25 protein-coding genes are annotated in these 20,347 nt (G+C 63.5%); 10 read left to right on the top strand and 15 right to left on the bottom strand.

The annotated features are described in order from the left end of the window. Positions 1 to 38: 38 nt before the first annotated feature. Positions 39 to 911 (bottom strand): NAD(P)-dependent oxidoreductase, encoded by an 873-nt coding sequence (locus QFZ70_RS02200; protein ID WP_307093889.1) that lies wholly within the window; start codon positions 909 to 911, stop codon positions 39 to 41. Then, positions 908 to 1,501: an adenylate kinase gene (locus QFZ70_RS02195; RefSeq protein WP_307093888.1), complete on the bottom strand. Its 594-nt coding sequence runs from the start codon at positions 1,499 to 1,501 to the stop codon at positions 908 to 910. Before QFZ70_RS02195 ends, QFZ70_RS02200 begins: the two co-directional genes overlap by 4 nt. Positions 1,502 to 1,792: 291 nt before the next feature. Between QFZ70_RS02195 and QFZ70_RS02190 the strand changes: the two genes are divergently transcribed. After that, positions 1,793 to 2,536, top strand: a complete 744-nt coding sequence (locus tag QFZ70_RS02190; RefSeq protein ID WP_307097770.1) for a GAF and ANTAR domain-containing protein — start codon at positions 1,793 to 1,795, stop codon at positions 2,534 to 2,536. Between the two features lie 146 nt (positions 2,537 to 2,682). Here QFZ70_RS02190 and QFZ70_RS02185 read toward each other — a convergent pair whose 3' ends face one another. The 5 genes from QFZ70_RS02185 to QFZ70_RS02165 form a co-directional block, all read right to left on the bottom strand. Further along, positions 2,683 to 3,519, bottom strand: coding sequence for an alpha/beta fold hydrolase (locus tag QFZ70_RS02185; RefSeq protein ID WP_307093887.1), 837 nt, complete (start codon positions 3,517 to 3,519; stop codon positions 2,683 to 2,685). Between the two features lie 96 nt (positions 3,520 to 3,615). Beyond that, the gene (locus tag QFZ70_RS02180) at positions 3,616 to 3,813 is read right to left on the bottom strand and encodes a hypothetical protein (RefSeq protein ID WP_307093886.1); all 198 of its coding nucleotides are present in this window, start codon (positions 3,811 to 3,813) and stop codon (positions 3,616 to 3,618) included. A 244-nt stretch (positions 3,814 to 4,057) separates the two neighbouring features. Then, positions 4,058 to 5,242: an acyl-CoA desaturase gene (locus QFZ70_RS02175; RefSeq protein WP_307093885.1), complete on the bottom strand. Its 1,185-nt coding sequence runs from the start codon at positions 5,240 to 5,242 to the stop codon at positions 4,058 to 4,060. A gap of 13 nt (positions 5,243 to 5,255) precedes the next feature. Beyond that, on the bottom strand, positions 5,256 to 6,353 hold the full coding sequence (locus QFZ70_RS02170) for a ferredoxin reductase (RefSeq protein WP_307093884.1): 1,098 nt from the start codon (positions 6,351 to 6,353) through the stop codon (positions 5,256 to 5,258). A 389-nt stretch (positions 6,354 to 6,742) separates the two neighbouring features. Next, positions 6,743 to 7,261: a hypothetical protein gene (locus QFZ70_RS02165; RefSeq protein WP_307093883.1), complete on the bottom strand. Its 519-nt coding sequence runs from the start codon at positions 7,259 to 7,261 to the stop codon at positions 6,743 to 6,745. 327 nt (positions 7,262 to 7,588) lie between these two features. Here QFZ70_RS02165 and QFZ70_RS02160 point away from each other — a divergent pair, with 327 nt between their 5' ends. After that, the gene (locus QFZ70_RS02160; protein ID WP_307093882.1) at positions 7,589 to 7,993 is read left to right on the top strand and encodes a YidH family protein; all 405 of its coding nucleotides are present in this window, start codon (positions 7,589 to 7,591) and stop codon (positions 7,991 to 7,993) included. A gap of 4 nt (positions 7,994 to 7,997) precedes the next feature. Further along, complete coding sequence (locus tag QFZ70_RS02155; RefSeq protein ID WP_307093881.1) at positions 7,998 to 8,336, top strand: DUF202 domain-containing protein; 339 nt, start codon at positions 7,998 to 8,000, stop codon at positions 8,334 to 8,336. Positions 8,337 to 8,350: 14 nt separating this feature from the next. Here QFZ70_RS02155 and QFZ70_RS02150 read toward each other — a convergent pair whose 3' ends face one another. Further along, a complete protein-coding gene (locus QFZ70_RS02150; protein ID WP_307093880.1) occupies positions 8,351 to 8,749 on the bottom strand; it encodes a DUF3592 domain-containing protein in 399 nt (132 codons plus the stop codon). 56 nt (positions 8,750 to 8,805) lie between these two features. Here QFZ70_RS02150 and QFZ70_RS02145 point away from each other — a divergent pair, with 56 nt between their 5' ends. The 3 genes from QFZ70_RS02145 to QFZ70_RS02135 all read left to right on the top strand — a co-directional run bounded on the left by QFZ70_RS02145 (position 8,806) and on the right by QFZ70_RS02135 (position 11,452). Beyond that, positions 8,806 to 9,042 (top strand): DUF2630 family protein, encoded by a 237-nt coding sequence (locus QFZ70_RS02145; protein WP_307093879.1) that lies wholly within the window; start codon positions 8,806 to 8,808, stop codon positions 9,040 to 9,042. Further along, positions 9,042 to 9,836, top strand: coding sequence for a carbon-nitrogen hydrolase family protein (locus QFZ70_RS02140; protein WP_307093878.1), 795 nt, complete (start codon positions 9,042 to 9,044; stop codon positions 9,834 to 9,836). The genes QFZ70_RS02145 and QFZ70_RS02140 overlap by 1 nt, the downstream gene beginning before the upstream one ends. Positions 9,837 to 10,114: 278 nt before the next feature. Beyond that, positions 10,115 to 11,452: an ammonium transporter gene (locus tag QFZ70_RS02135; RefSeq protein WP_307093877.1), complete on the top strand. Its 1,338-nt coding sequence runs from the start codon at positions 10,115 to 10,117 to the stop codon at positions 11,450 to 11,452. Positions 11,453 to 11,471: 19 nt separating this feature from the next. Here QFZ70_RS02135 and QFZ70_RS02130 read toward each other — a convergent pair whose 3' ends face one another. Beyond that, the gene (locus QFZ70_RS02130; protein WP_307093876.1) at positions 11,472 to 12,086 is read right to left on the bottom strand and encodes a PadR family transcriptional regulator; all 615 of its coding nucleotides are present in this window, start codon (positions 12,084 to 12,086) and stop codon (positions 11,472 to 11,474) included. Positions 12,087 to 12,264: 178 nt separating this feature from the next. Between QFZ70_RS02130 and QFZ70_RS02125 the strand changes: the two genes are divergently transcribed. Both QFZ70_RS02125 and QFZ70_RS02120 read left to right on the top strand, forming a co-directional pair. Further along, positions 12,265 to 14,430 carry a transglycosylase domain-containing protein gene (locus QFZ70_RS02125; RefSeq protein WP_307097769.1) on the top strand — a complete coding sequence of 722 codons (2,166 nt, stop codon included), beginning with the start codon at positions 12,265 to 12,267 and terminating at the stop codon, positions 14,428 to 14,430. A 46-nt stretch (positions 14,431 to 14,476) separates the two neighbouring features. Further along, positions 14,477 to 15,040, top strand: coding sequence for a GNAT family N-acetyltransferase (locus QFZ70_RS02120; protein ID WP_307093875.1), 564 nt, complete (start codon positions 14,477 to 14,479; stop codon positions 15,038 to 15,040). On the opposite strand, the gene QFZ70_RS02115 is transcribed toward QFZ70_RS02120, so the two are convergent. Then, positions 15,037 to 15,630 carry a DUF1992 domain-containing protein gene (locus QFZ70_RS02115; RefSeq protein WP_307097768.1) on the bottom strand — a complete coding sequence of 198 codons (594 nt, stop codon included), beginning with the start codon at positions 15,628 to 15,630 and terminating at the stop codon, positions 15,037 to 15,039. The two genes, QFZ70_RS02120 and QFZ70_RS02115, sit on opposite strands and share 4 nt — an antisense overlap. 71 nt (positions 15,631 to 15,701) lie before the next feature. Between QFZ70_RS02115 and QFZ70_RS02110 the strand changes: the two genes are divergently transcribed. Next, complete coding sequence (locus QFZ70_RS02110; protein WP_307093874.1) at positions 15,702 to 15,998, top strand: PaaI family thioesterase; 297 nt, start codon at positions 15,702 to 15,704, stop codon at positions 15,996 to 15,998. Positions 15,999 to 16,126: 128 nt separating this feature from the next. On the opposite strand, the gene QFZ70_RS02105 is transcribed toward QFZ70_RS02110, so the two are convergent. Together QFZ70_RS02105 and QFZ70_RS02100 are read right to left on the bottom strand one after the other, a co-directional pair. After that, entirely contained in the window at positions 16,127 to 16,624 is a 498-nt protein-coding gene (locus QFZ70_RS02105) for an SRPBCC domain-containing protein (RefSeq protein WP_307093873.1), read from the bottom strand. 14 nt (positions 16,625 to 16,638) lie between these two features. Beyond that, a complete protein-coding gene (locus tag QFZ70_RS02100; protein WP_307093872.1) occupies positions 16,639 to 16,971 on the bottom strand; it encodes a metalloregulator ArsR/SmtB family transcription factor in 333 nt (110 codons plus the stop codon). Between the two features lie 101 nt (positions 16,972 to 17,072). On the opposite strand from QFZ70_RS02100, the gene QFZ70_RS02095 reads away from it, so the two are divergent. After that, positions 17,073 to 17,801 carry a Type 1 glutamine amidotransferase-like domain-containing protein gene (locus QFZ70_RS02095; protein WP_307093871.1) on the top strand — a complete coding sequence of 243 codons (729 nt, stop codon included), beginning with the start codon at positions 17,073 to 17,075 and terminating at the stop codon, positions 17,799 to 17,801. Positions 17,802 to 17,833: 32 nt separating this feature from the next. Here QFZ70_RS02095 and QFZ70_RS02090 read toward each other — a convergent pair whose 3' ends face one another. The 3 genes from QFZ70_RS02090 to QFZ70_RS02080 all read right to left on the bottom strand — a co-directional run bounded on the left by QFZ70_RS02090 (position 17,834) and on the right by QFZ70_RS02080 (position 20,324). After that, positions 17,834 to 18,568 (bottom strand): GAF and ANTAR domain-containing protein, encoded by a 735-nt coding sequence (locus QFZ70_RS02090; RefSeq protein ID WP_307093870.1) that lies wholly within the window; start codon positions 18,566 to 18,568, stop codon positions 17,834 to 17,836. 552 nt (positions 18,569 to 19,120) lie between these two features. Next, positions 19,121 to 19,378: a hypothetical protein gene (locus QFZ70_RS02085; protein ID WP_307093869.1), complete on the bottom strand. Its 258-nt coding sequence runs from the start codon at positions 19,376 to 19,378 to the stop codon at positions 19,121 to 19,123. A 154-nt stretch (positions 19,379 to 19,532) separates the two neighbouring features. After that, positions 19,533 to 20,324 (bottom strand): GAF and ANTAR domain-containing protein, encoded by a 792-nt coding sequence (locus QFZ70_RS02080; protein ID WP_307093868.1) that lies wholly within the window; start codon positions 20,322 to 20,324, stop codon positions 19,533 to 19,535. Positions 20,325 to 20,347 lie beyond the last annotated feature (23 nt).

Here is a 20,347-nt window from a genome sequence, read left to right as displayed (position 1 = left end):
GCCAACCCTTTGCGATTCCTGCGGCTGGACGCCAGCGGTCAGATTGAGGCTCCCGCGGGGATGCTCGGCTGGTGGTTCCGCCAGGAGAATTCGGGCTCAAAACCGAGCAGGCGCCTGGCCTTGTCAATGGACAGCATGGTCTCGTGCTCGCCAAGGTCCTTGGTGACCTTGACGGCGGGGAACACCTCCGCCGCCAGTTCCGCACTGGACCGGCTCATCACGGTGTCCGCGTTGGCGATGATGTACGCCTCGAAGCCCGGCTTGGCGTTTTCGAGCGCGCAGACTACGGCCTGGGCGCCGTCGCGGCCGTCGATGTAGCTCCAGAGGTTCCATTTCCGCAGCGTGGCGTCGGCGTCGAAGGCGGGAAAGCTGTCGTAGTCCTCAACGTCCATGACGTTGGAGAACCTGAGGCCGGAGATGCTCAGCTCCGGGTCCCACCGCGTCAGCTCCACTGCCATCTGCTCCTCGAGGTGCTTCACCAGCGAGTAGGTGCTCTCCGGCCGGGCGGGGTACTCCTCGTCAACGGGAATGTAGGGCGGGTCGACGTCGAACGGCAGTCCCAGCACCGTCTCGCTTGAGGCATACACCACCTTCTTGATTCCGGCCCGCCGGGCCGCCTGGAACACGTTGTAGGTGGCGAGCATGTTGTTCTCGAATGTGGCGGCGTCCGGGATGATGCCGGGCGCGGGAACGGCACCGAGGTGGACCACTGCGTCAAACCCGCCGTGCCGGTCGTCCAGGCCGAGCAGGACATCCACAACCTGGCCGTAGTTGCGGAGGTCCACCACCACCAACCCGGGATTCCGCTCCCCCGCGCGGTCCAGGTTGAGCACCTGGTGCCCGTCGCCGGTGAGTCTGCGCACCACGTGCCGCCCCAGCTTTCCGCTGCCTCCGGTTACTGCCACCCTCATGCGCGTTCTCCTTTTTCATCAATGAAGCGTTCGACGGCGGCGATCGCCATTTTGGTGATGCCGCCGGGGTCGCCGCTGCCGTTCACCGGCACCAGCAAGCCCCGCCCTGCGTAGACGGACACGACTTCGTGCGTCTCACGGTGATAGAGATCCAGGCGGCGCCGGAACACGTCAACCGTATCGTCCCTGCGGCCCTCGTCCTGGGCACGCCGCAGCATCCGCTGTTCCAGCTCGGAATCGGGGACCCGGAGCTCTATGACTGCATCGATCCCGTGGCCCTTCGAGGCGAGCATGTTGTCCAGTTCCACCACCTGGGGCGCGGTCCGCGGGTAACCGTCGAGAAGAAAACCGGCCTGGACGTCGGCGGCCAGGAGCCGGTCCTGGACCAGGGCATTGGTGAGGCGGTCCGGTACGAAATCGCCGTCGTCGAGGTACTTTGCGGCTTCATTGCCCAGTTCCGTCTGCCGGCTGACATTGCTCCGGAAAATTTCACCCGTGGACACGCCGGGGATGCCGAAGTGCCGGGCCAGGTGCTCCGCCTGCGTACCCTTGCCGGAGCCGGGCGGACCGATGATGAGCAATCTGGTCATGTTTCTGTCCCTCCATAGCGCAGCAACCGCTGGTTTCCGGGTTGGACACCGGCAGCGCCGGCGCGTGCCCCATTCTGCCGGTAATGCCTGTTCCAGCGCCAGCGTCTGCGGACTGGCGGTGCGTCAAATGACGATTCCCGGCCCCGGGGAATGTATATACTTCTGGATATCGGTTTAGCAGCAGGCCGTTGGAAAGTTCGTCGATCCAGCGAGCATTGCCGCCTTCCGCCTGCTGGGTGGACGGGGCTTGTTACCTGCTCGTTTTGACCTGAGCGAATGGCACAAAAAACCGTGGCCAGCGAGTCAACTGTAAAAACTGATACATCCATTACTGAGCACCTGCATGAACTTGTCCTCAACAGCTCCGATGTTGAGGACTTCCTTAACGAACTCGCGCAGGTGTCCGCACGCAATCTCTCCGAGCCCGGCGATGAGATCCTGTGCGCCATAACACTGCTGCGGCAGCGGAAGGCCGCCACAGTGGCCAGCAGCAGTCCGGCCGCCGAGGCCGTCGCACGGCATGAGTACGAGTTCAACCAAACACCAAGCATGACGGCCTGCACTACTCAGGAGACCGTCCAGGTGCCGGACATCCGCGACGACGGCCAGTGGCCTGACTACTCCGCGGCGCTGCTGGGCGAAGGCGTCCGCTCCGTCCTGGCGCTGCCGTTCCAGCTGGAGGGCGGCACCAAGGCTGCGTTGCTGCTGTACTCGGGCCGTCCCAACCGATTTGAAGCCCGGATGCTGAAATTCGCCGAGGACTTCGTCAGCCAGACGTCCCTCGCACTCCGGCTTGCAGTCCGCTTTGCGCATTACAGCGAGACCGCTGCAAACCTGCGCGCCACCCTTGAATCGCGGACGGTGATCGATATGGCGGTGGGGATCATCATGGCCCAGAACCGCTGCAGCCAGCAGGACGCGTTCGAGATCCTCAAGACTGCGTCCAGCACACGGAACTCGAAGCTGCACGAGGTTGCCACGGTAGTAGTCAACTCGCTGGGCCAGGGCCCGGCACGCACCCACTACGACGGGTAGCAACCGGCGCCAGGCCTCTTTGTGTACCTACCCCACCAAGCCCTTCCACACGCCCGCTCACTCTTGGCAAACTTTTGCCCCACGCCCGCTCACTTCCGGCGACGGCGGATTCCCGCCGTCGCCGGAAGTTCTTGTGTTAAGGGCGACTACTGGGCGAGGAAGCGCAGCAGGACTTCGTTGACCTCCGCGGCGTGGGTCAAGAGCAGGCCGTGCGGGGCGCCTTCGATCTCAACGTACTCGGCACTGGGCATGGCCTTGGCGAACAGCCGTCCCGTGGAATCGATGGGGAGAATGTTGTCCGCTGTGCCGTGGAGGATCAGTGCCGGGACATCGATCTTGGGGATGTCCTTGCGGAAGTCCGTGAGCCAGGTGGGCTGCGCTGCAACGGATGCGGTGGCGCCGGCGCTGGCCGCGGTGTTCCAGCTCGCGGTGACGGCCTCCTGGCTGAGGCGCGGTGTGCCCAGGAACGTATCGCTGTTGTAGAAGTTCTTGAAGAACTCGGTGAAGAAGGCGTACCGGTCTGCCGTTACTGCTTCATTCAGGCCGTCGAAGACCTCCTGCGGGACGCCGTCGGGGTTGTCGTCGGTCTTCAGCAGGAAAGGTTCCAGGGAGCCGAGGAACGCTGCCTTGGAAACGCGGGCGGAACCGTAGGTGCTTAGGTACCGGGCCACTTCGCCGGTTCCCATGGAGAAGCCCACCAAAACTGTGTCGCTCAGGTCCAGGGTGGTCAGGAGGGTGTTGAGATCGGCAGCGAAGGTGTCGTAGTCGTAGCCCTCGGTGGTCTTGCTCGATTTGCCGAAGCCGCGGCGGTCGTAGGTGATGACCCGGTAGCCGGCGCCCAGCAGTGCAGTTGTCTGTTTCTCCCAGGAGGCGCCGTCCAAGGGGTAGCCGTGGATCAGCACGACGGGCTGGCCCGAACCATGGTCCTCGTAGTAAAGCTCGATGTCCGTGCTGTTTTCAGTTCCAACGGTGATGAAAGCCATCGCGGCGGGTCCTTTCGAGACTGTGGGATCGATGCGGGCGGGAAAACTGCCTTGCCCGCGCAATTCCTACTCTAGGGTGGTCCGCCGTGCCTTGGACTACTGGGACGGTTGCGGAAGCTCGCAGGTTATCTGCGGATTGGCGCCCATGTAGTTCAGCGGGCCGGCGGCGATGGTGATGGCTATCGTCCCGGCTTGCGCGCAGTTATCGGGCGCTCCCCCGAAATAGCCGCGCTGCCAGGCGGCCACACCGCCAATGATCAGCCAGATGACAACAAGGGCTCCGAGTATCCGCATGATTCCTCCATAGGCCGCGGCGGCTGTGGGATCAATTATGCGGCGTCCGCAGGAAAAGTGAGCGAGCGATTGAAGAACGTCCCCGAAAGGTGATAGAGCGTCGGGGGAAAGTATGCGAAAGGTGATAAAGCATCGGGGCGGGGGAACAGAAATGCACCTCCGGCGCCGGGGTTGTTCCCGGTACCGGAGGTGCATTCGGTGTTTTACTATCAGCCGCTAATTAATTCAGGCGTTGTTGCTTTGATCAGGCCGCGCCCGGCTTGCCCGGAAGTGCGAGCTTGAAGACCTTGGCCCAGGAGGAGCCGACCTGCTTGAGCAGCGGACCCGTGGTGTACTTCAGGCCGTAGCGCTGGCAGATCTCACGGACCTTCGGGGCAACCTCGGGATACCGGCTGGAGGGCAGGTCCGGGAACAGGTGGTGCTCGATCTGGTGCGACAGGTTACCGGTCATGATGTGCATGAACTTGGAACCGGAGATGTTGGCAGACCCGATCATCTGGCGGACGTACCAGTCACCGCGGGTTTCGCCTTCCACCATTTCCTCAGTGAAGGTGTCGGTGCCTTCGGGGAAGTGGCCGCAGAAGATGACCGCGTGTGCCCAGACGTTGCGGATGGCGTTGGCGGCCAAGGTTCCGTAGAGGGCCTGCTTGCCGGAGCCGGTGAGCATAGCGACGGCGGGGGTGGCAGCGTAGTCCTTGGTGAACTGCGTGACAACCTTCTTGCCCAGCGCCTTGAGGTCCTTGAGTAGGGCTTCCTTGGACTTCGTGCCTTCCTTGTACTCGGTCAGCTCGAGGTCATAGATGGCTATGCCCCACTCGAAGACGGGCGCCAGGATGGCGTTGAACAGCGGGTTGGCCAGGTTGATGGGCTTCCACGGCTGGTTCTCGTCCATGCGGAGGAGGTTGTATCCGACGTCGTTGTCCTTGCCCACCACGTTTGTCCAGCGGTGGTGCAGGTCGTTATGCGTGTGCTGCCAGGACCGCGACGGCGTGACGAAGTCCCACTCCCAGGTGGTGGAGTGGATGTCCGGATCTCGCATCCAGTCCCACTGGCCGTGCAGGATGTTGTGGCCCAGCTCCATGTTTTCGAGGATCTTCGCGAGGCTCAGCAGCGTGGTGCCCGTGACCCAGGCAGCCTTGTTCTTGCTGACCAGCAGGGCGGCACGGCCGGAAATCTCCAGGCCGCGCTGGATCTTGATCATGCGGCGAATGTAGGCGGCGTCTTCCGCTCCGCGCTTGGCCAGGACCTCGTCGCGGATCGCGTCGAGTTCACGTCCGAGCTCGGCCACCTGCTCGTCGGTCAGGTGGGCGGCAGCGGGAGGCCGGACCGTTGGACTGCCGGATTCTGCCAGCTTTCCGGGGCGCGTCCTTGACCCTCCGGTGGAACTGCCTTCGGTGGGTGTGGACTTGCTGGGTGTAATTACAGACATACCGTGGTGCTCCTCAGATTTCGAGGTTGACGGGTCCGGCGGCTGCCGAGACACACGTTTGGATCAGTTGGCCGGGTTCGCCATGGACTTCCCCGGTGCGAAGGTCCCTGACCTGGCCGGACAGGAGGGGCGTGAGGCAGCTGTGGCAAATGCCCATGCGGCAGCCGCTGGGCATTAGCACGCCTGCATCCTCGCCGACGTCGAGCAGCGGGGTGTCGCCGTCGGCATCCACCTCACGGTCGGATGCTTCGAAGGTGACCAGTCCGCCGTCGTGCCCAACACCGCCGGCGAAGGTGGTGTTGAAGCGTTCGATCATCAGGTTGCCGGGATCGCCGGCAACCGCGATGTCCGAGCCGGGTGCCGCCGTTGTCAGCGCTGCCTGCTTCCACAGCGCCTCGGCGTCGTCCAGGAAGCTGTCCGGACCGCAGGCGTAGGCGGCGCGTTCCTTCCAGTCCGGGCAGATTTCATCCAGTTGCGCGGTGTTGGTCAGGTCCATGCGCCCTTGCTCACCCGTAAACCAGTGGGCTAGGCGGAAGTTGGGGAACTGGTCGGCCAGCTCGGCGAGTTCTTCGCGGAAGAGGCTGTCACCGGGGGTGCGGGCCGAGTGGACCAGCACGACGTCGGCATCAGGACGCCGCGGAACAAGCGTGCGGATCATGGACATCACCGGAGTAATGCCGCTGCCCGCCGTCACCATCAGGAGGGGCCGGGGGTGCTCCGGGAGCACGAAGTCGCCCTGCGGGGGCGCCAGGAAAAGGACATCGCCCGGGCGGGTGGTGCGTACCAGCGTGCCGGAGACTGCGCCAACATCGGTGACCGTAATCGCGGGATCCTGGCCGGCGGGGGCGCTGAGGGAATAGGACCGCCAGTGGCGGACGCCGTCGAGTTCCACGCCGATGCGCGCCCACTGGCCTGCCAGGTGGGAGTGCCAGCCGCGGCCGGGTCGGAAGAAGATGGTGGCGGACTGCGCCGTCTCCTGCACTACCCGGGTGACCACACCGCGAAGCTGCCGCGCAGAGTAGACGGGGTTGAACAACGCTAGGATGTCCTCCGGCGCCAAAGGCGTGGTGAGCACAGAGGCCGCTTGGGCAAGCTGACGTAGCCGGATCATGCGATAAAGCCTAAAACGGCGCGGGCCATATTTCTCTCTCTCCGTCATATGACCGTTCCGCAGTCACGCTGTAGTGGGGGCGCTAAGCCCCCAAGCCGCACTTCAAGAGTAACGGCTGCAGTCCGCAGAAGGTTCCCCCACGTTTTCAATAAGCATGCTTAGTATACCGCGGTCCGGAGCGGCAAGAGACATATTTATGCTGTGGCCGGCCATCTTCGTTACGCCCTGCTTATTTGGTTCAGGACCGGTCCGGGCTCAAGCCGAGTGCAGGCGCAACGTAGCGGTAGCCGGGCCACTGCAACCCACCCACAAGACAAAGAACGACGGCAGCACCGCAGTGCCGTCGTCGTTCTCGTGTATCACTGGGTTGGCCTTTTCGGAACCCGGCTTTACCTGTAGCCGTAGAACTTAACGTCTACATGCTTGCTTTCATCGAAGTCGGACTTCCAAGAGCCCTTGCCGTTCTTGTAGACGATCTTGACGGTGTGGTAAACGGTGATCTGCTTCTTGTTCTTTTCCGGGAATACCTTGTCGACCTCAACCTTTATCTCTTTGTTCTTCGGGACCCACACCCAGCCCTTGCTGTACGGCCGAATCTGCTTGCCGTCCCCCTTCTTCGTTTCCTTGAACAGTTTCTGGTCAAAGTGAACGCGGGTGCCCTTGTCGCAGCTGATCTTGAACTTGAAGACGACCTTCACGGCCTTGCCGTAGTCTTTGGTCCCCTTCTTTTCATGTACGTCCGGTTTCTTGGCTTCGACCGTACACGTGTCCTTCTTGGGATATGCCGCGGCGTTGGCCGGGCCAGCGAGAACAATAGGACCGGCAACCAGTCCCAGAGAAACAGTGGAAACCAACGCCAGCCGGGCTGCCAGTGGCGGCCGCTGCCGGGTTGGAGGAGTGATGCTCATAGTCTTGCTCCTGCTTAGCGATGCACGTGTTACTTGATGTCAGGCAGCACTAGCCGATCACGTGGCACGTGGAGACCTATCAACCACTTCTGCCGCTTTATTATCGTCCGCCTGTACCTGCAGGCGGGCTTGGAGCCGGATCCCATTTTCGAGGCAACTCCTTGTATCCGGTACTTCAGAATTTTACCCCCGTAAGTGAAAGTGAGCGATTGTTTTGGCGGAATTGTAACCATTATGGGTTTGCCTGGGGTCCCCGCTAGAGGGGTTGCCTTGGGGTCAGACGGACCACGGCGGGGCCCGGAGGAAGCCCGTGGCTAAACTGGCACGGTGACCAACAGCGAGCAGCCTGACAGCGCCATCGTGCCGCCGTCGCGCGGGAAGATCGCCGAACGGCTGCTGCCCGGCGGCGAGGAACCGGACCCGAGGTTCACGCTCGCGAATGAGCGCACCTTCCTCGCCTGGATCCGCACGTCCCTGGCGCTCCTGGCCGGCGGCATTGCCGTCGAGGCCTTCACCGCGGACCTTTTCCTGGAGCCTGTCCGGAAGGGCCTGGCAGTGGTGCTGCTCCTGTTGGGCATGCAGCTGAGCGCCGGTTCTGCGGTGCGGTGGCTGCGGGTGGAGCGAAGCATGCGCAACAAGGCACCGCTGCCGCTGCCGCTCATTGTCCCGCTGCTTGCCGGGGCAGGGGCGCTGGCAGCCGCCGTCGTGCTGATCTTCATCCTCTGGCGCTGAACCTGTGCCGCCCACCCACTACCCTGCCGGCGGCCACGGGGATCCGGGCCTTCAGCCAGAGCGTACCGCCCTGGCCTGGGGCAGGACGATGATGGCCCTGGTGACGGTCAGTGCGATCTTCCTGCGCTGGCTTCCGGTCCACGGGCTCCCCATCCTGCTCCTGTTCGCCGTCTCGGCCGGGGCAGCCGCGGCGATTTACTTCACGCAGCGCCGCCGCTACGGCACCAGCTCCCGCGGCATCGCCAGGGAAAATGTCGACGCCGACATCACCGCAGTGCTCTGGACTGCTTCTGCAGGGGTTGCGTTGGGCGGCCTCGGCATCGCCGTGGTCCTTGCCTGGTAGGCCGGGTCCCGGCGTTAAAACATCGGCAGGACAAATCCCGCAAGAAGCGCAACCGCACCAATTCCGGTGAGGCAGCGGCCCAGCACGGCCGCAGTCTTGCCTTCTTCTTCCGGAGCCGCCATTTGCCACTGGGTGGGCCGCTTGGGGTGGTAATAGATGGGAAGGGTATCCCCCACAGCCAGGTCCTTGATGTCGTGCGGCGACATGGGCGCATGGTGCACCTGGTACTTCCGGTCGAACCAGCGGAAACCCACACCGGTGTTGTCCGAATACACCACGGCTTCGGCCACTGCCCACGGGTGCACAAAGCGGCGCAGGAAGCCTGTGTAGAAGAGCAATCCCAGCCCGGCGGGCAGGCACAACCAGGTGAGCATTTCCAGGATTGGACCTGCCATATCAAGCACAGTGGGCATGATTCTGATGGTACAGGCGTACGCTGAGGGAAAAGTTTCCGGCGGAAGGGGTAGACATGAACGACGAAGATCTTTTGGCCCGCATCCAGGCCCTGGTGGAGGAGGAACACACCCTCCGCGATGGTGCCGGCGACGGCCAGGCGCCGGACCAGGACCGGCTCCAGCAGGTGGAAGAAAGGCTGGACCAGGCCTGGGACCTGCTGCGCCAGCGCAGGGCCAAAGCGGAATCCGGTGAAAACCCCAACGAGGCCGAGCCCCGGCCCGTCAGCGAAGTAGAGGGCTACAAGCAGTAATGCGTCTGGCAGTCGCCCAAATCATCAGCAGTGCAGACCCTGCCGCCAACCTGGAGCTGATCCGGGACTACGCCGCCGAGGCCAAAGCCGCCGGCGCCGAGCTTGTGGTGTTCCCCGAGGCCGCCATGCGCGCGTTCGGGAACTCACTGACTGACATCGCAGAACCCCTGGACGGCCCGTGGGCGGAGAAGGTCCGGGCCCTGTCCAGGGAACTGGACATTGCGATCGTAGCGGGAATGTTCACGCCCGGGAAGGACGGCCGCGTCCGCAACACCCTGCTGGTCACCGGCCCAGGAGTGGATACGTCCTATGACAAGGTGCACCTATTCGACGCCTTTGGCTTTGCCGAATCCAAAACCGTGGATGCGGGCACCAACCCCGTCACTTTCGAAATCAACGGCACCGTGTTTGGCCTGGCCACCTGTTACGACGTCCGCTTCCCTGCCCTGTTCACGGCCAATGCCCGCGCCGGCGCTCAGGTCAATATTGTCTGCGCCTCCTGGGGCGCCGGTGAGGGTAAGGCAGAGCAGTGGGACCTCCTGGTGCGTGCCCGCGCTTTGGACAGCACCACCTTCGTCGTGGCCTGCGGCCAGGGCGACCCAGAGACCGTTGGAGCAGGCCCGGCGGGAAAGGCGCCCACGGGCATCGGCCACAGCGCCGTCATCACTCCCCTGGGCTCAGCGGTAGCTGCCCTTGGCGGAAAGCCGGAACTCGCCGTCGTCGACATCGATCCCTCGGTGGTGGACGAGGTGCGCACCAAGCTTCCTGTACTGGCTAACGCCCGCCAGTTCTGATTCTCCCGAGGGCCTGCCGGCCGCTCAATCTTCCCGGATTTCACAGCTCCCGACGCCTCGTCGTTTCCAAAAGTGGGGAAATCAGCTATTGGATGGGGTCCGTTTACACAGCTGAAACATTTCCGACACAGGCACTTCACAGAGCCGCAGCTTCCGTAACACCAGCGCAACTTTTCCGGCCACTTCCTGAAACACGGAACCCGAAAGATGGACGGCGGGGGAAATGCGAGGGCCAGCAAAGCGCCCCGCTTCGAGGCGCAACGCGAAGGGACCCGCAGGTGGAGATCACTGCCCAACATGTCTGGCTCATGATTTCTGCCGCGATGGTACTGCTGATGACGCCCGGGCTCGGCCTCTTCTACGGCGGCATGACACGGGCCAAAGCCGCCCTGAACATGATCATGATGAGCTTCATCTCCGCCGGGATCGTCGGGGTGGTCTGGATCCTTTGGGGCTACTCCATGACCACAGGCGACGGCGTGCTGGGCGTCTTCGGCAATCCCTTCGCCAGCTTCGGACTCCAGAACCTGCTGGGCTCCCCGGACCTGATCAAGGCCGGGTACAGCGCCACGTTCGCCATCGTCACCGTGGCCTTGATCAGCGGTGCCATTGCCGACCGCGCCAAGTTCGGCGCCTGGGCCGTGTTCGTTCCCGTGTGGGTCACCGTGGTCTACTGCCCCCTCGCCTACATGATCTGGGGCGGCGGCCTGATGAGTGCCGATGGAGCCCTCACCGCCATTTTCGGCCAGGTCATTGACTTCGCCGGCGGCGCAGTAGTGGAAATCAGCTCGGGCACCGCCGCGCTGGTGCTCGCCCTGATCGTCGGTCAGCGCCACGGTTTCGCCAAGGACCCCAACCACCGGCCGCACAACGTGCCATTCATCATGCTGGGTGCGGCCATCCTGTGGTTCGGGTGGTTCGGCTTCAATGGCGGAGCGGCGACGACGGCGGAACAGGCCGGCCTGATTTGGGTCAACACCCTGGTGACGCCGGCAGCGGCGATGCTCAGCTGGCTGGTGACCGAAAAGATCCGCCACGGCCACCCTACTTCGCTCGGAGCTGCGTCCGGCGTGGTGGCCGGGCTCGTTGCCATCACTCCGTCCTGCGCCAACATCAGCCCAGTGGCCGCCATCGGTCTGGGCCTGGTGGCCGGAGCAGCCTGCGCTGTTTTCGTGGACCTGAAGTACCGGTTCGGGCTGGATGATTCGCTCGATGTGGTGGGGGTCCACCTGGGTGCAGGACTGATTGGGACCCTGGCACTCGGTTTTATTGCCCTCCCGGTGGACGGCCAGGGCGGCGGTTTGTTTTATGGCGGCGGTTTCGAGCAGCTTGTGGCGCAGTCCGTGGCTGTGGTGATCACGGTGCTGCTGTCAGGTGGCGGGACCTTGGTTATCGGCCGCGCCATCAACACAACCATCGGGTTCCGCGTCAGCCGAGAGGCAGAAACCGCCGGCGTGGACCTGTCCGAGCACGCCGAGAGCGCCTATGCCTTTGGGGAAATGGGTGCCGGTTTCAACCCCGCCAGCCAGGCAGTCCCGCATTCCCCCGCCGTTTCCCACTCCCCCGCAGTCCATAACCCGGCCGGGCGCCAGGCCAAGGAAGACTCCTTCGCCTGACTGACCCGCGGGCTGCAGGTCAGTCAGCCAGGATCTTGTAGAGGGCCCGGCGGGTTTCGTCCAGCTTCACGATGGCAGCGGCCCGCTGTTCTTCAGTGACACCCGTACGGAACTGGTGGATAACGCCCATCAGCTTCCCGATGCTCTGGTGGAAGTCCTTGTCGGGGCTGTCAGGTCCGGAGTCCCAGGCATTTTCGAGTTCCTCAGCATGCTCTGCCACCCATGCCCTTCCGGCGTCCGTAAGCGTGAACTCAGTTCCGCGGCCTTCGCTGAGCGCCGTGATAAGTTCCTCGTCCACCAGCTGCTGCAGTGTGGGGTAGATCGATCCTGGACTCGGGCGCCAGGCTCCGCTGGTTTTTTCGGCAATCGCCTTTATCAGCCCGTAACCATTTGAGGGCGCTTCGGCCAGGAGCGAGAGGATGGCGGAGCGCACGTCACCCCTGCTTGCCCTGCGCGGGCCGCGCCCGAAACCTGGCCCGAAGCCCGGACCAAAGCCCGGCCCGGACCCGCCTCCGAAACCCGGTCCGAAGCCGCCGCCGCGGTGTCCGTGTGGTCCGCGCCTGCCGCGGCCACGCTCAAACCGGCCCCTGCCGGAGTGCGATCCGGAAATGTCGTCGTGAGAAATGCCTTTCATCGTGGCATCGTCCTTTCATTTTGGATGTTCGCCGTTAGAGTCGGCGATAGTTAACGATATGTCGGTATCTATCGCCGAGTCAATAATAGAATTCATCAAATCATGACCTTCCGCCCTCTGGATTGCCCTGCCAAGGCGACGTAATCTTGTGGCACTCTTCGAGCTCGAGGACTGGATCATGGCGAAGAAAAAGAAGCGCAGGCGCGGTAACAGTTCTCCGTGGGGGCGGTTCCTGGGATTCCTTGCAGCGAGCGTCATGTGCGGCGTGCTGGCCGCCAGCCTGGTTGTGCCGTCTGTTGCTGCGGCGGGCTACGGTGTCAGCACGTCCATCAACTTTTTCGAAAACTTGCCCGAGGAACTGACCGTCCAGCCGCCGTCGCAATCCACCAAGGTCCTCACCTCCGATGGCAAGGCGATCGCAACGTTTTACGCCGAGAACCGCGTCAGGGTCCCGCTGGACCAGATGTCCCCGTACATCAAGGACGCCGTCATCGCCATTGAGGACAGCCGGTTCTATGAACATGCCGGCCTTGATCCGCAGGGCATCCTCCGTGCCGTGGTAACCAACCTGACAAAGGGCGACCAGCAGGGGGCGTCCACCATTACGCAGCAGTACGTCACCAACGTGCTCAATGAGGCAAAGCTGTCCCAGGAACGACCGGACGAGGTGGTCCTCAGCGGCCAGAAGGACTTTGGGGACAAGCTGCGGGAGATGAAACTGGCTGTTGCCCTGGAGAAGAAGTTCACCAAGGAACAGATCCTTGAGGGCTACCTGAACATCGTGTTCTTCAACAGCGACGCCTACGGCGTGGAAGCTGCAGCCCGCTACTTCTTCAACACCCGCGCGAAAGACCTGAACCTTCCCCAAGCTGCACTGCTGGCTGGCCTGGTGAACAGCCCCACGTTCTATAACCCCGCCCTCAACCCGGAGAAGTCCGTTGTCCGCCGTGACCAGGTGCTTGGCGAGATGCTGCGGCAGGAAAAGATCACCCAGGTTGAACACGACGAGGCCGTTGCCAGCCCCATCGCACTGAAAATCAGCCCGCAGCGGCAAGGTTGTGCCAACGCCACCATGGCACCGTATTTCTGCGATTACATTTCGCACCTCATCCTGAACAACCCCGCGTACGGGTCCACGCAGAAGGAACGGGAGAGGAAGCTTTACCGGGGTGGCCTCACCATCACCACAACATTGGACAGCAGGCTGCAGGCCGCAGCCCAGTCACAGGTGAACGGGACCGCGGGCCGGAACCCTGACCGCTGGGGGGCAGCCTTGGTGACCGTCCAGCCCGGAACCGGCAAAATCCTTGCGATGGCACAGAACACCGTGTTCCTGCCCGAGCCGGGCAAGTTCGACACCCAACTTAACTTCAACGTGGACGCCAAGGATCCGCAGGGCAATGACCTTAACGGTGCCGGCGGGTTCCAGACCGGGTCCACCATGAAGCCGTTTACGTTCGCCGAGTGGCTGAATGAGGGCAAGCGGCTCAACGCGGTGGTGGACGCGTCAAAGCGGGTCTATCCGCTGGGGTTCCCGTGGCGGTCAAGCTGCGGAAAGGTGTTGGGTGCCTACAGCACTGCCCAGAACAACCCTGAACTGGGCGCGGCGGATGACCTCCAAAATGCCGAGCCGGGCTTCTACCGGAAAATGCCCATCAACTACGGCCTCTACAACTCCATCAACACCGCCACCTTCGCATCCGCTACACAGCTGGACTTCTGCGGCATCCAGAAGATGGTGGACGCCGTGGGCTTGCACAACGGCCACGACGGTTCCCCCATCAACATGCACCAGCTGGGCAACCTTCTGGGCGCCACCAATGTGGCACCGCTCCACATGGCGAACGCCTTCGCCACCTTCGCCAATGACGGAAAGTACTGCGCACCTATCGCCCTGCTGAAGGTTACTAACGCAGCCGGCGCGAAGCTTCCGGCTCAGACCAGCGAGTGCAGGGACGCAGTGAAGCCCAACGTTGCCCGTGGCGTGAACTCCGTGCTGCAGGACGTCATGAAGGTGGGCTCCGGGGTCTGGATCAAGCCCAAGGTCCACGACAAGGTTCCCGTGGCAGCAAAGACCGGCACTTCAAACAACAACGGAGCCACCTGGGTGGCTGGCTACACCACCGGGCTGTCCACCGCTTCCTTCTTCGGAGATGCGCTGGAAGGCCAGAAACGCTCCGGGCAGAAGGTCACCATCAACGGGACGTTTTACCCGCGCCTTGACGGCTATATGATCGCCGGGCCGCAGTGGGCCAAATACATGCTGAAGGTGGCTCCGCTCTATAAGGCGGCGCCGTTCCCGAAACCTCCGCGATCAATGTCCGGCCCCACTCCGGGCCGTTAGCCGGAAATCCTGCCCCAACTCCCCAGGTTCTGTCAGGATTGGCCGGGTGAAAAGCCTCGAAACCGAGCGACTGATCCTCCGTCAGTGGGAGCCTGAGGACGCCGACTTTGTGCTGGACCTCTACTCCCGCTGGGAAGTTCAGCGCTTCATCGGGAGCCCTCCACAGGTAATGGGGCAACGGGCCGAGGCTGCGGAGCGCATTCGAACCTGGCGGAACATCCATCAGCAGCCCATGGCCCACCCCAGCCACGCCATCTGGGCCGTACAGCTCAAGTCCCTATCGGGAACACCGGCACCTCTCGTCGGGACCCTGCTCCTGAAGTCCATCCCAGCATCGGGCGGGGCTTTGCCGCTCCAGCCCTCGGGGGACACGGAAATCGGCTGGCATTTCCACCCCGACCATTGGGGACATGGCTACGCAACAGAGGCGGCCGGCACGGCCCTCGCGTACGCGCTGGCCAGCGGGCTGGACAAGGTGGTGGCAGTCACGGCCCCGGCCAACACGGCCTCCCAAAAGGTCTGCCTGCGCATCGGCATGACCCACCGCGGACAGACCGACAGGTACTACAACTCCACCTGCGAGCTATTCGAGACGACAACACTCCACTAGCCGGTCCCCTTCCACAGCCTGCGCCACCACGAGCGAGGCATTTCCGGCTCGGGCGCGGGCTGCGGAACCTGTGAGGCAGCCCGGCGTTCGCGCCACCACCCCACTTCCTCCTCCACGTCCCGGGTCTTGGTGATAACCGGCGGGCCGCCCTGGAGCTGGCGCCGCGCATCGACAACCCGGCGGTTGAAATCCTCCAGGATGTCGCGGACCTGCTGCTCCGTGTACTGCGCATCGAGCTTGGCGTCCAGCTCGGCGTCCTCGGTGCGGAGCAGGATGGCCGCCGGGCCCAGGCCGCTGATGTTTTCGCGCTGGATGAGGCCTTTGACCCACCAGTCGGGGTCGTACGATTCTCCCAACCCCGGAATCGGTTTGCCCGCGTACTTGAGGTTGTCGAACTTCCCGTGCGCCATCGCATCCCTGACCAGGTACTCGGCCCGGGCGGCATCGCCCACCTTCCGGCGTTTCTCCCGCTCCTTTGCGTCGAGGGCGTCCAGAGCGGCTTCCTCCTCAGCGCTGATGCCGGCTCCCCGGTAGGACCGGACTTCGGCGGCACGCTCCAGCCGCTTCCGGAAGTCCTCACCGCTGCCCATTGCTGCCACCGCCTTACCTTCAGTCCGTCCTTCCAGTATTCAGAAGCTTTTCGCCCGGTTCAACGCCAGCCGTGCATTCCAGCCCGGGAGGTTTACGCTGGTCACTCGGGCCGACCGTGGCCGGGTGCGCCGCCCACAGCACCTTGGCCGCGGGGATCGGCTACACCTCCATTGACCTTTCGGTCAGCTACCTGCGGCCCATCACGGCTGACCGCGGCGTCCTCCGGGCCGAAGGTTCGGTGGTCAAGCAAGGGCAGCGCGTCATCTTTGCCGAGGGACGCATCCTCGGCCCGGCCGGCGAACTGCTGGCAACAGCCACCAGCTCGCTGCTTGTGATCGCCGCGGGTGCCCCGCCGCGCCTGCGCTGAACCGGCGCCGGAAAGCGCCGCGCCCGCCCTGCCCGCTGGTGCGTGGGTGCCGCGCACACAACGAAGCGGACGACGGCGGAGGTCCCGTCGTCGTCCGCCTTCCTTATGTTGCTGGGCGGGTTAGCGGCTCAGGCGTTGGCGTGTTCGGAGAGGATGGCGTCAATCTGGCCGACGGCCTCCTTCATGCCCTCCTCCATGCCCATCTGGACCATCTGTTCCATCTGCTCTTCGGACTCGAAGGTGGAGACAATGGTCATCCTGGTACGGCCGCCGGCCTCCTCCAACGAGACTGTTGCGTGCGTGATGCCCAGGTCCTCGACGGGCGCCCCGTTTTCGTCGGCGAAACCGTCGTCGAACTCCAGCTTGTTGGGTGCCTGGATGGCGGTGAAGCGCCACCAGCCGCCGGCCTTTTCGCCCTCGGGACCGGTCATGTAGTAGCCGGCCTTACCACCGGACTGGAATTCAAACTGCTCAAAAGTGGCGGGCCAGGTGGGCGGACCCCACCAGCGCTCCAGCTGGCGCGGGTCCTCCCAAAGCTGCCAGACACGTTCGACGCCGGCGTCGAATTCGGCCACGAGGGTGAAGCTGAGCGCCTCGAGATTCTTGGTGGAACTGATAACCGACATTGCAGAACCCTTCCTTATCCTTCAGCCAGAATGTCAGCGATGCGGCCTACGCGCTGCCGCCAGATCGCCTCGTACTCATCGAGCAGCCGGCGGGCTTTCTGCAGCCCTTCATGATTACCCCGCACGATCTGCTCCCTTCCGCGCTTTTCCTTGGTGACCAGGGAGGCGCGTTCCAACACCGCCACATGCTTCTGGACGGCGGCGAAGCTCATGGCGTAAAGGCCCGCGAGGCCGGAAACCGTATATTCGCCCACGGTCACTCGCCGGACGATGTCGCGGCGGGTGGAATCGGCGAACGCCTGGAAGAGGCGGTCAAGTTCAGTTTCGCGGATATGATCTACAACCATTTGGTTGTACGATAGTCCCGGCCGGCGCAGGTGTCAATGCTTCCTGCTTCCGTCTTTTGTCCTCACCGGGAAGAACCATCCGGCAGGGTATCTTGTAGCCCATGGGCATTTTCCTGGCCGGCGCCGGAGCCGACTATGACTCCTTTCCCGACGTCTTCAAGCGCTTCGTCGAGGACATCCCAAGGCCGGGCGTCGAGGGGCGGCCCCTCCGGATCGCGGTAGTGGTGCACCACCGCGGCGGCTGCCCTGAAAGCGTGCTGCAGGATTACGCCGCGCCACTGCGGTCCCTGGCCTACTGTGAGGTGGTCCCGGTCCTGCTGCGTGCCGGCGGCCCTGCGGATCCCGCGGTTTTCGACCGTGTGGACGCTGTGGTGGTGGGCGGCGGGCTGACCCCGGCGTACCTCACAGGGCTGCAGGGTTGCGGGAGTGCCATCGCGGCAAGGGTGGCCGATGGCTTCCCCTACCTTGGGTTTTCGGCCGGCGCCATGATTGCTCCCGGAGCAGGCATAGTGGGCGGTTACCGGATTGGGGGCGTCGAGGTGTGCGGTGAAGAGTGTTCAGAGGACCTGGACGAAGTAGAGGTCCGGGCGGGATTGGGGCTGGTTCCGTTCGCAGTGGACGTCCACGCCGCCCAGGCCGGCACCCTGAGCAGGGCCGTGGGTGCCGTGGCGGCGGGACTCGTGGACAGGGCCGTCGCCGTAGATGAGGACACCGCAATAGTCCTGCGCGACGGCGGCGGGGACTTCGAGGTGATCGGCAGCGGAAACTGCTGGGATATCCGCAGATCCGGGACAGGCTGCAGTGTTTCCATCCGCCCCGCCGTCAACTGAACGAGTACCGCCTGACTGGCGCGGGGCTTGGGTTACGAGTCGAAGTGGGTCTGGATGCTGGTGCCCGAAAGCTGTTCGATCAGTTCGGTTGCGACGTCGCGCAGTTTGCGGTTGCGGTTGCTGGAAACCTTGGTGAGGATCTCCATCGCTTCTGCCTGCGAGCACCTGTTCTGCGCCATGATGACTCCGCAGGCCAGGTTGATGGCGGTGCGGCTTTCCATCGCCGCCTCCAGATCCTCCGCCCGGTCCTGTGCCGAGTTGATGCGGACCGACAGTTGCAGCGTGCTGTGGGCGGCCGCAGCAAAACCAACGGCCTTGTCATAGACGTTAGGGGTGAAGACGTTGGGCTTTGACGCAAAGAAATTCAGTGCGGCACTGGCTCCATTGCCGATTTCGAGGGGCACACCCAAGGAGCTGTGGACGCCGGCCTCCATGAACTTCTGCGACAGCTCGGGCCACCGCAGATCCGAGGCGACGTCGTCGATAACCACCGGAGACATGTCCCGCAGCGCCTTGATGCAGGGGCCGTCACCCACTGCCTGCTCCAGCTGATCCAGCTCGACGGCCCGGGTGCTGCTGCCCGCGGCCGTGGAGGGCTTCCGCCTGATCTTGATGGTGACTGCGCATTCGACCTCGTCGCCTGCCGCCTCCGAAACCGCAGCGGCAGCCAATTTGGAGAGCCCGGAGAGGAACTCAGCGGCATCTTCCGTGCCCACGAGAATGCTCTGAAGCTGCTCGACGGGTTCGCTCTCTGGTGAATTCGACATGCGCCTATCCTATGTCCCACCCAGGAAAGGGGGGACGCAGTTGATTTATGTGAACCAGCGGGAAGTCCATTCTTGGCCGCCCCTGCTTCTGCGGACACTTGACGGGAGTAAAGCGGACACTACTCCGGTACCTCCATTTGAAAGCCGCACGGACAGTGCAGTACCTGCGTAGTGAGGTAGACGTCCAGGGCGTTTTCCATAGCCTGGTCGGTAAAGGCAGGTGCGCTGAGCCGACGGAGTTCGGAGCCGGTCTTTTGCATAGGCCGGCCGCAGTGGACATACTGCCCACCAAAGGCGAGGACATCCTCGGAGCTTCTGACACCATGCAGCACTGCTGCGACAGCAGTCACGTCTGCGCGATGGAGGTAATGGAGGCTGCACGTCCTGCAGGAATAGCTCACTTCCACGAAACCATCGGAAGGGGGAGCCAGGGCGGCAATGGAGTGCAGGGCAAGATTGCGGTCGGCACCGCATTTGGTGCACAGGAGCGGACGCCCCCCTGTCCACTCGCCATCCATGCGGCTGCCGGGGCCTTCGAAAAGGATTGACATGCTACGCGGCAGCAGGGTAGCTGGACAGGATATAGTCAGCTGCCGCCGGCCCAACCATACGCGGCCTGCAATCGTGGACGTCAATGCCTGCCCGGTGCATGGCGGCGCGGAAAGTGACATCGAGCTCCGCTTCCATGCCGTACAGGAGGCACCAACTGACGTACAGCCCGTACAGGCAGTCAGCGGACATGGGGCAGTCCGTGCCAAATTCGGGAACTGTGGCTTCGTCAAGGAATTTTGTGAAGTGCGAGGCAGCCATGGTCGGCTCTCTTTCGCCGGTGTGCATCTATTCGCCGTCTTGCTACAGCGGTTTCTCCTGACGGCCCTGCACAAGACCCGGAGGGAACGTCGCCACGGTGTGACGGCGGACACTTTGAATGTACGCACTCGCCGCGCTGCTGTCCAGAGCGGAGCTATTCGTCGAAGTGGGTGCGCAACTCCGGGTCGGGCGAAATGGAGTGGATCACGCCGGCCGCAACCTCCCGCAGCTTGATGTTGCGGCTGTTGGACGCCTTCCGCAGGATTCCCATGGCTGCGGCCTGGCTGCAGCGGTTCTGCGCCATGATGACTCCGACGGCAATATCGATGGCCGTCCTGGACTTCATTGCTGCCTCCAAGTCCTCCTTGGCGTCCCTCAACTGGGTCAGGCGCAGCTCCAGCCTGAGGGTTTTGGCCGACTGTTCGCCGAACAGTTCAGCCCGCGCGATGTCCTCCCGGGAGAAACCGAACACGGCCGAAGAATAGATGTTGAGGGCAGCGGAGGACTCCCCCTCCAGTTCCAGCGGAACACACAGAAGCGAGCCGACGCCGTGGGCTGCGACCGCCCGCGCATATTCTGGCCAACGGCGCTCGCTGGTGACGTCATCCACGTAGACGGTGTTGCCTGTTTTCATGGCCGAAAGGCAGGGCCCATCCGCGAAGGAGTACTGCAGCTCATCCATCTCCCGCGCCCGGGGTGTGCTGGAGGCAATAGTCAGTGGTTTCCTTCGGCGGGCCACGGTGACGTTGCAGATGACCTCACCGCCGGGCGGGGCCAGGAGGGAAGCCGAGAAAACGGCGAGTTCCTTGAAGAAGTCCTGGGCGTCAGCGGTCTGCAGGACAAGGTCCTGCAGACGGGAAACGATGCCGTCCTGGAAGGCCGCGGCATGAGAGACAGCGTCAGCAGGGCTGGATATATCGGCAGCAGTATTGGGTAAGACGTCCATTGCACGTTCCTGAAGTTGGGCTT

It is taken from the genome of Arthrobacter sp. V1I9 (assembly GCF_030817075.1).
Lineage (GTDB): Bacteria > Actinomycetota > Actinomycetes > Actinomycetales > Micrococcaceae > Arthrobacter.
The sequence above is the reverse complement of the archived record's forward strand: the minus strand, read 5'-3'. Positions and strand labels throughout refer to the sequence as shown.

Coding starts and splice junctions, on each gene's coding strand:
- QFZ70_RS02165 (WP_307093883.1), bottom strand. CDS start 7,261: ATGAGCATCACTCCTCCAACCCGGCAGCGGCCGCCACTGGCAGCCCGG.
- QFZ70_RS02170 (WP_307093884.1), bottom strand. CDS start 6,353: ATGATCCGGCTACGTCAGCTTGCCCAAGCGGCCTCTGTGCTCACCACG.
- QFZ70_RS02125 (WP_307097769.1), top strand. CDS start 12,265: ATGGCGAAGAAAAAGAAGCGCAGGCGCGGTAACAGTTCTCCGTGGGGG.
- QFZ70_RS02140 (WP_307093878.1), top strand. CDS start 9,042: ATGCGTCTGGCAGTCGCCCAAATCATCAGCAGTGCAGACCCTGCCGCC.
- QFZ70_RS02095 (WP_307093871.1), top strand. CDS start 17,073: ATGGGCATTTTCCTGGCCGGCGCCGGAGCCGACTATGACTCCTTTCCC.
- QFZ70_RS02180 (WP_307093886.1), bottom strand. CDS start 3,813: ATGCGGATACTCGGAGCCCTTGTTGTCATCTGGCTGATCATTGGCGGT.
- QFZ70_RS02115 (WP_307097768.1), bottom strand. CDS start 15,630: ATGGGCAGCGGTGAGGACTTCCGGAAGCGGCTGGAGCGTGCCGCCGAA.
- QFZ70_RS02185 (WP_307093887.1), bottom strand. CDS start 3,519: ATGGCTTTCATCACCGTTGGAACTGAAAACAGCACGGACATCGAGCTT.
- QFZ70_RS02150 (WP_307093880.1), bottom strand. CDS start 8,749: ATGCCCACTGTGCTTGATATGGCAGGTCCAATCCTGGAAATGCTCACC.
- QFZ70_RS02175 (WP_307093885.1), bottom strand. CDS start 5,242: ATGTCTGTAATTACACCCAGCAAGTCCACACCCACCGAAGGCAGTTCC.
- QFZ70_RS02195 (WP_307093888.1), bottom strand. CDS start 1,501: ATGACCAGATTGCTCATCATCGGTCCGCCCGGCTCCGGCAAGGGTACG.
- QFZ70_RS02105 (WP_307093873.1), bottom strand. CDS start 16,624: ATGTCGGTTATCAGTTCCACCAAGAATCTCGAGGCGCTCAGCTTCACC.
- QFZ70_RS02085 (WP_307093869.1), bottom strand. CDS start 19,378: ATGGCTGCCTCGCACTTCACAAAATTCCTTGACGAAGCCACAGTTCCC.
- QFZ70_RS02130 (WP_307093876.1), bottom strand. CDS start 12,086: ATGAAAGGCATTTCTCACGACGACATTTCCGGATCGCACTCCGGCAGG.
- QFZ70_RS02080 (WP_307093868.1), bottom strand. CDS start 20,324: ATGGACGTCTTACCCAATACTGCTGCCGATATATCCAGCCCTGCTGAC.
- QFZ70_RS02145 (WP_307093879.1), top strand. CDS start 8,806: ATGAACGACGAAGATCTTTTGGCCCGCATCCAGGCCCTGGTGGAGGAG.
- QFZ70_RS02200 (WP_307093889.1), bottom strand. CDS start 911: ATGAGGGTGGCAGTAACCGGAGGCAGCGGAAAGCTGGGGCGGCACGTG.
- QFZ70_RS02100 (WP_307093872.1), bottom strand. CDS start 16,971: ATGGTTGTAGATCATATCCGCGAAACTGAACTTGACCGCCTCTTCCAG.
- QFZ70_RS02090 (WP_307093870.1), bottom strand. CDS start 18,568: ATGTCGAATTCACCAGAGAGCGAACCCGTCGAGCAGCTTCAGAGCATT.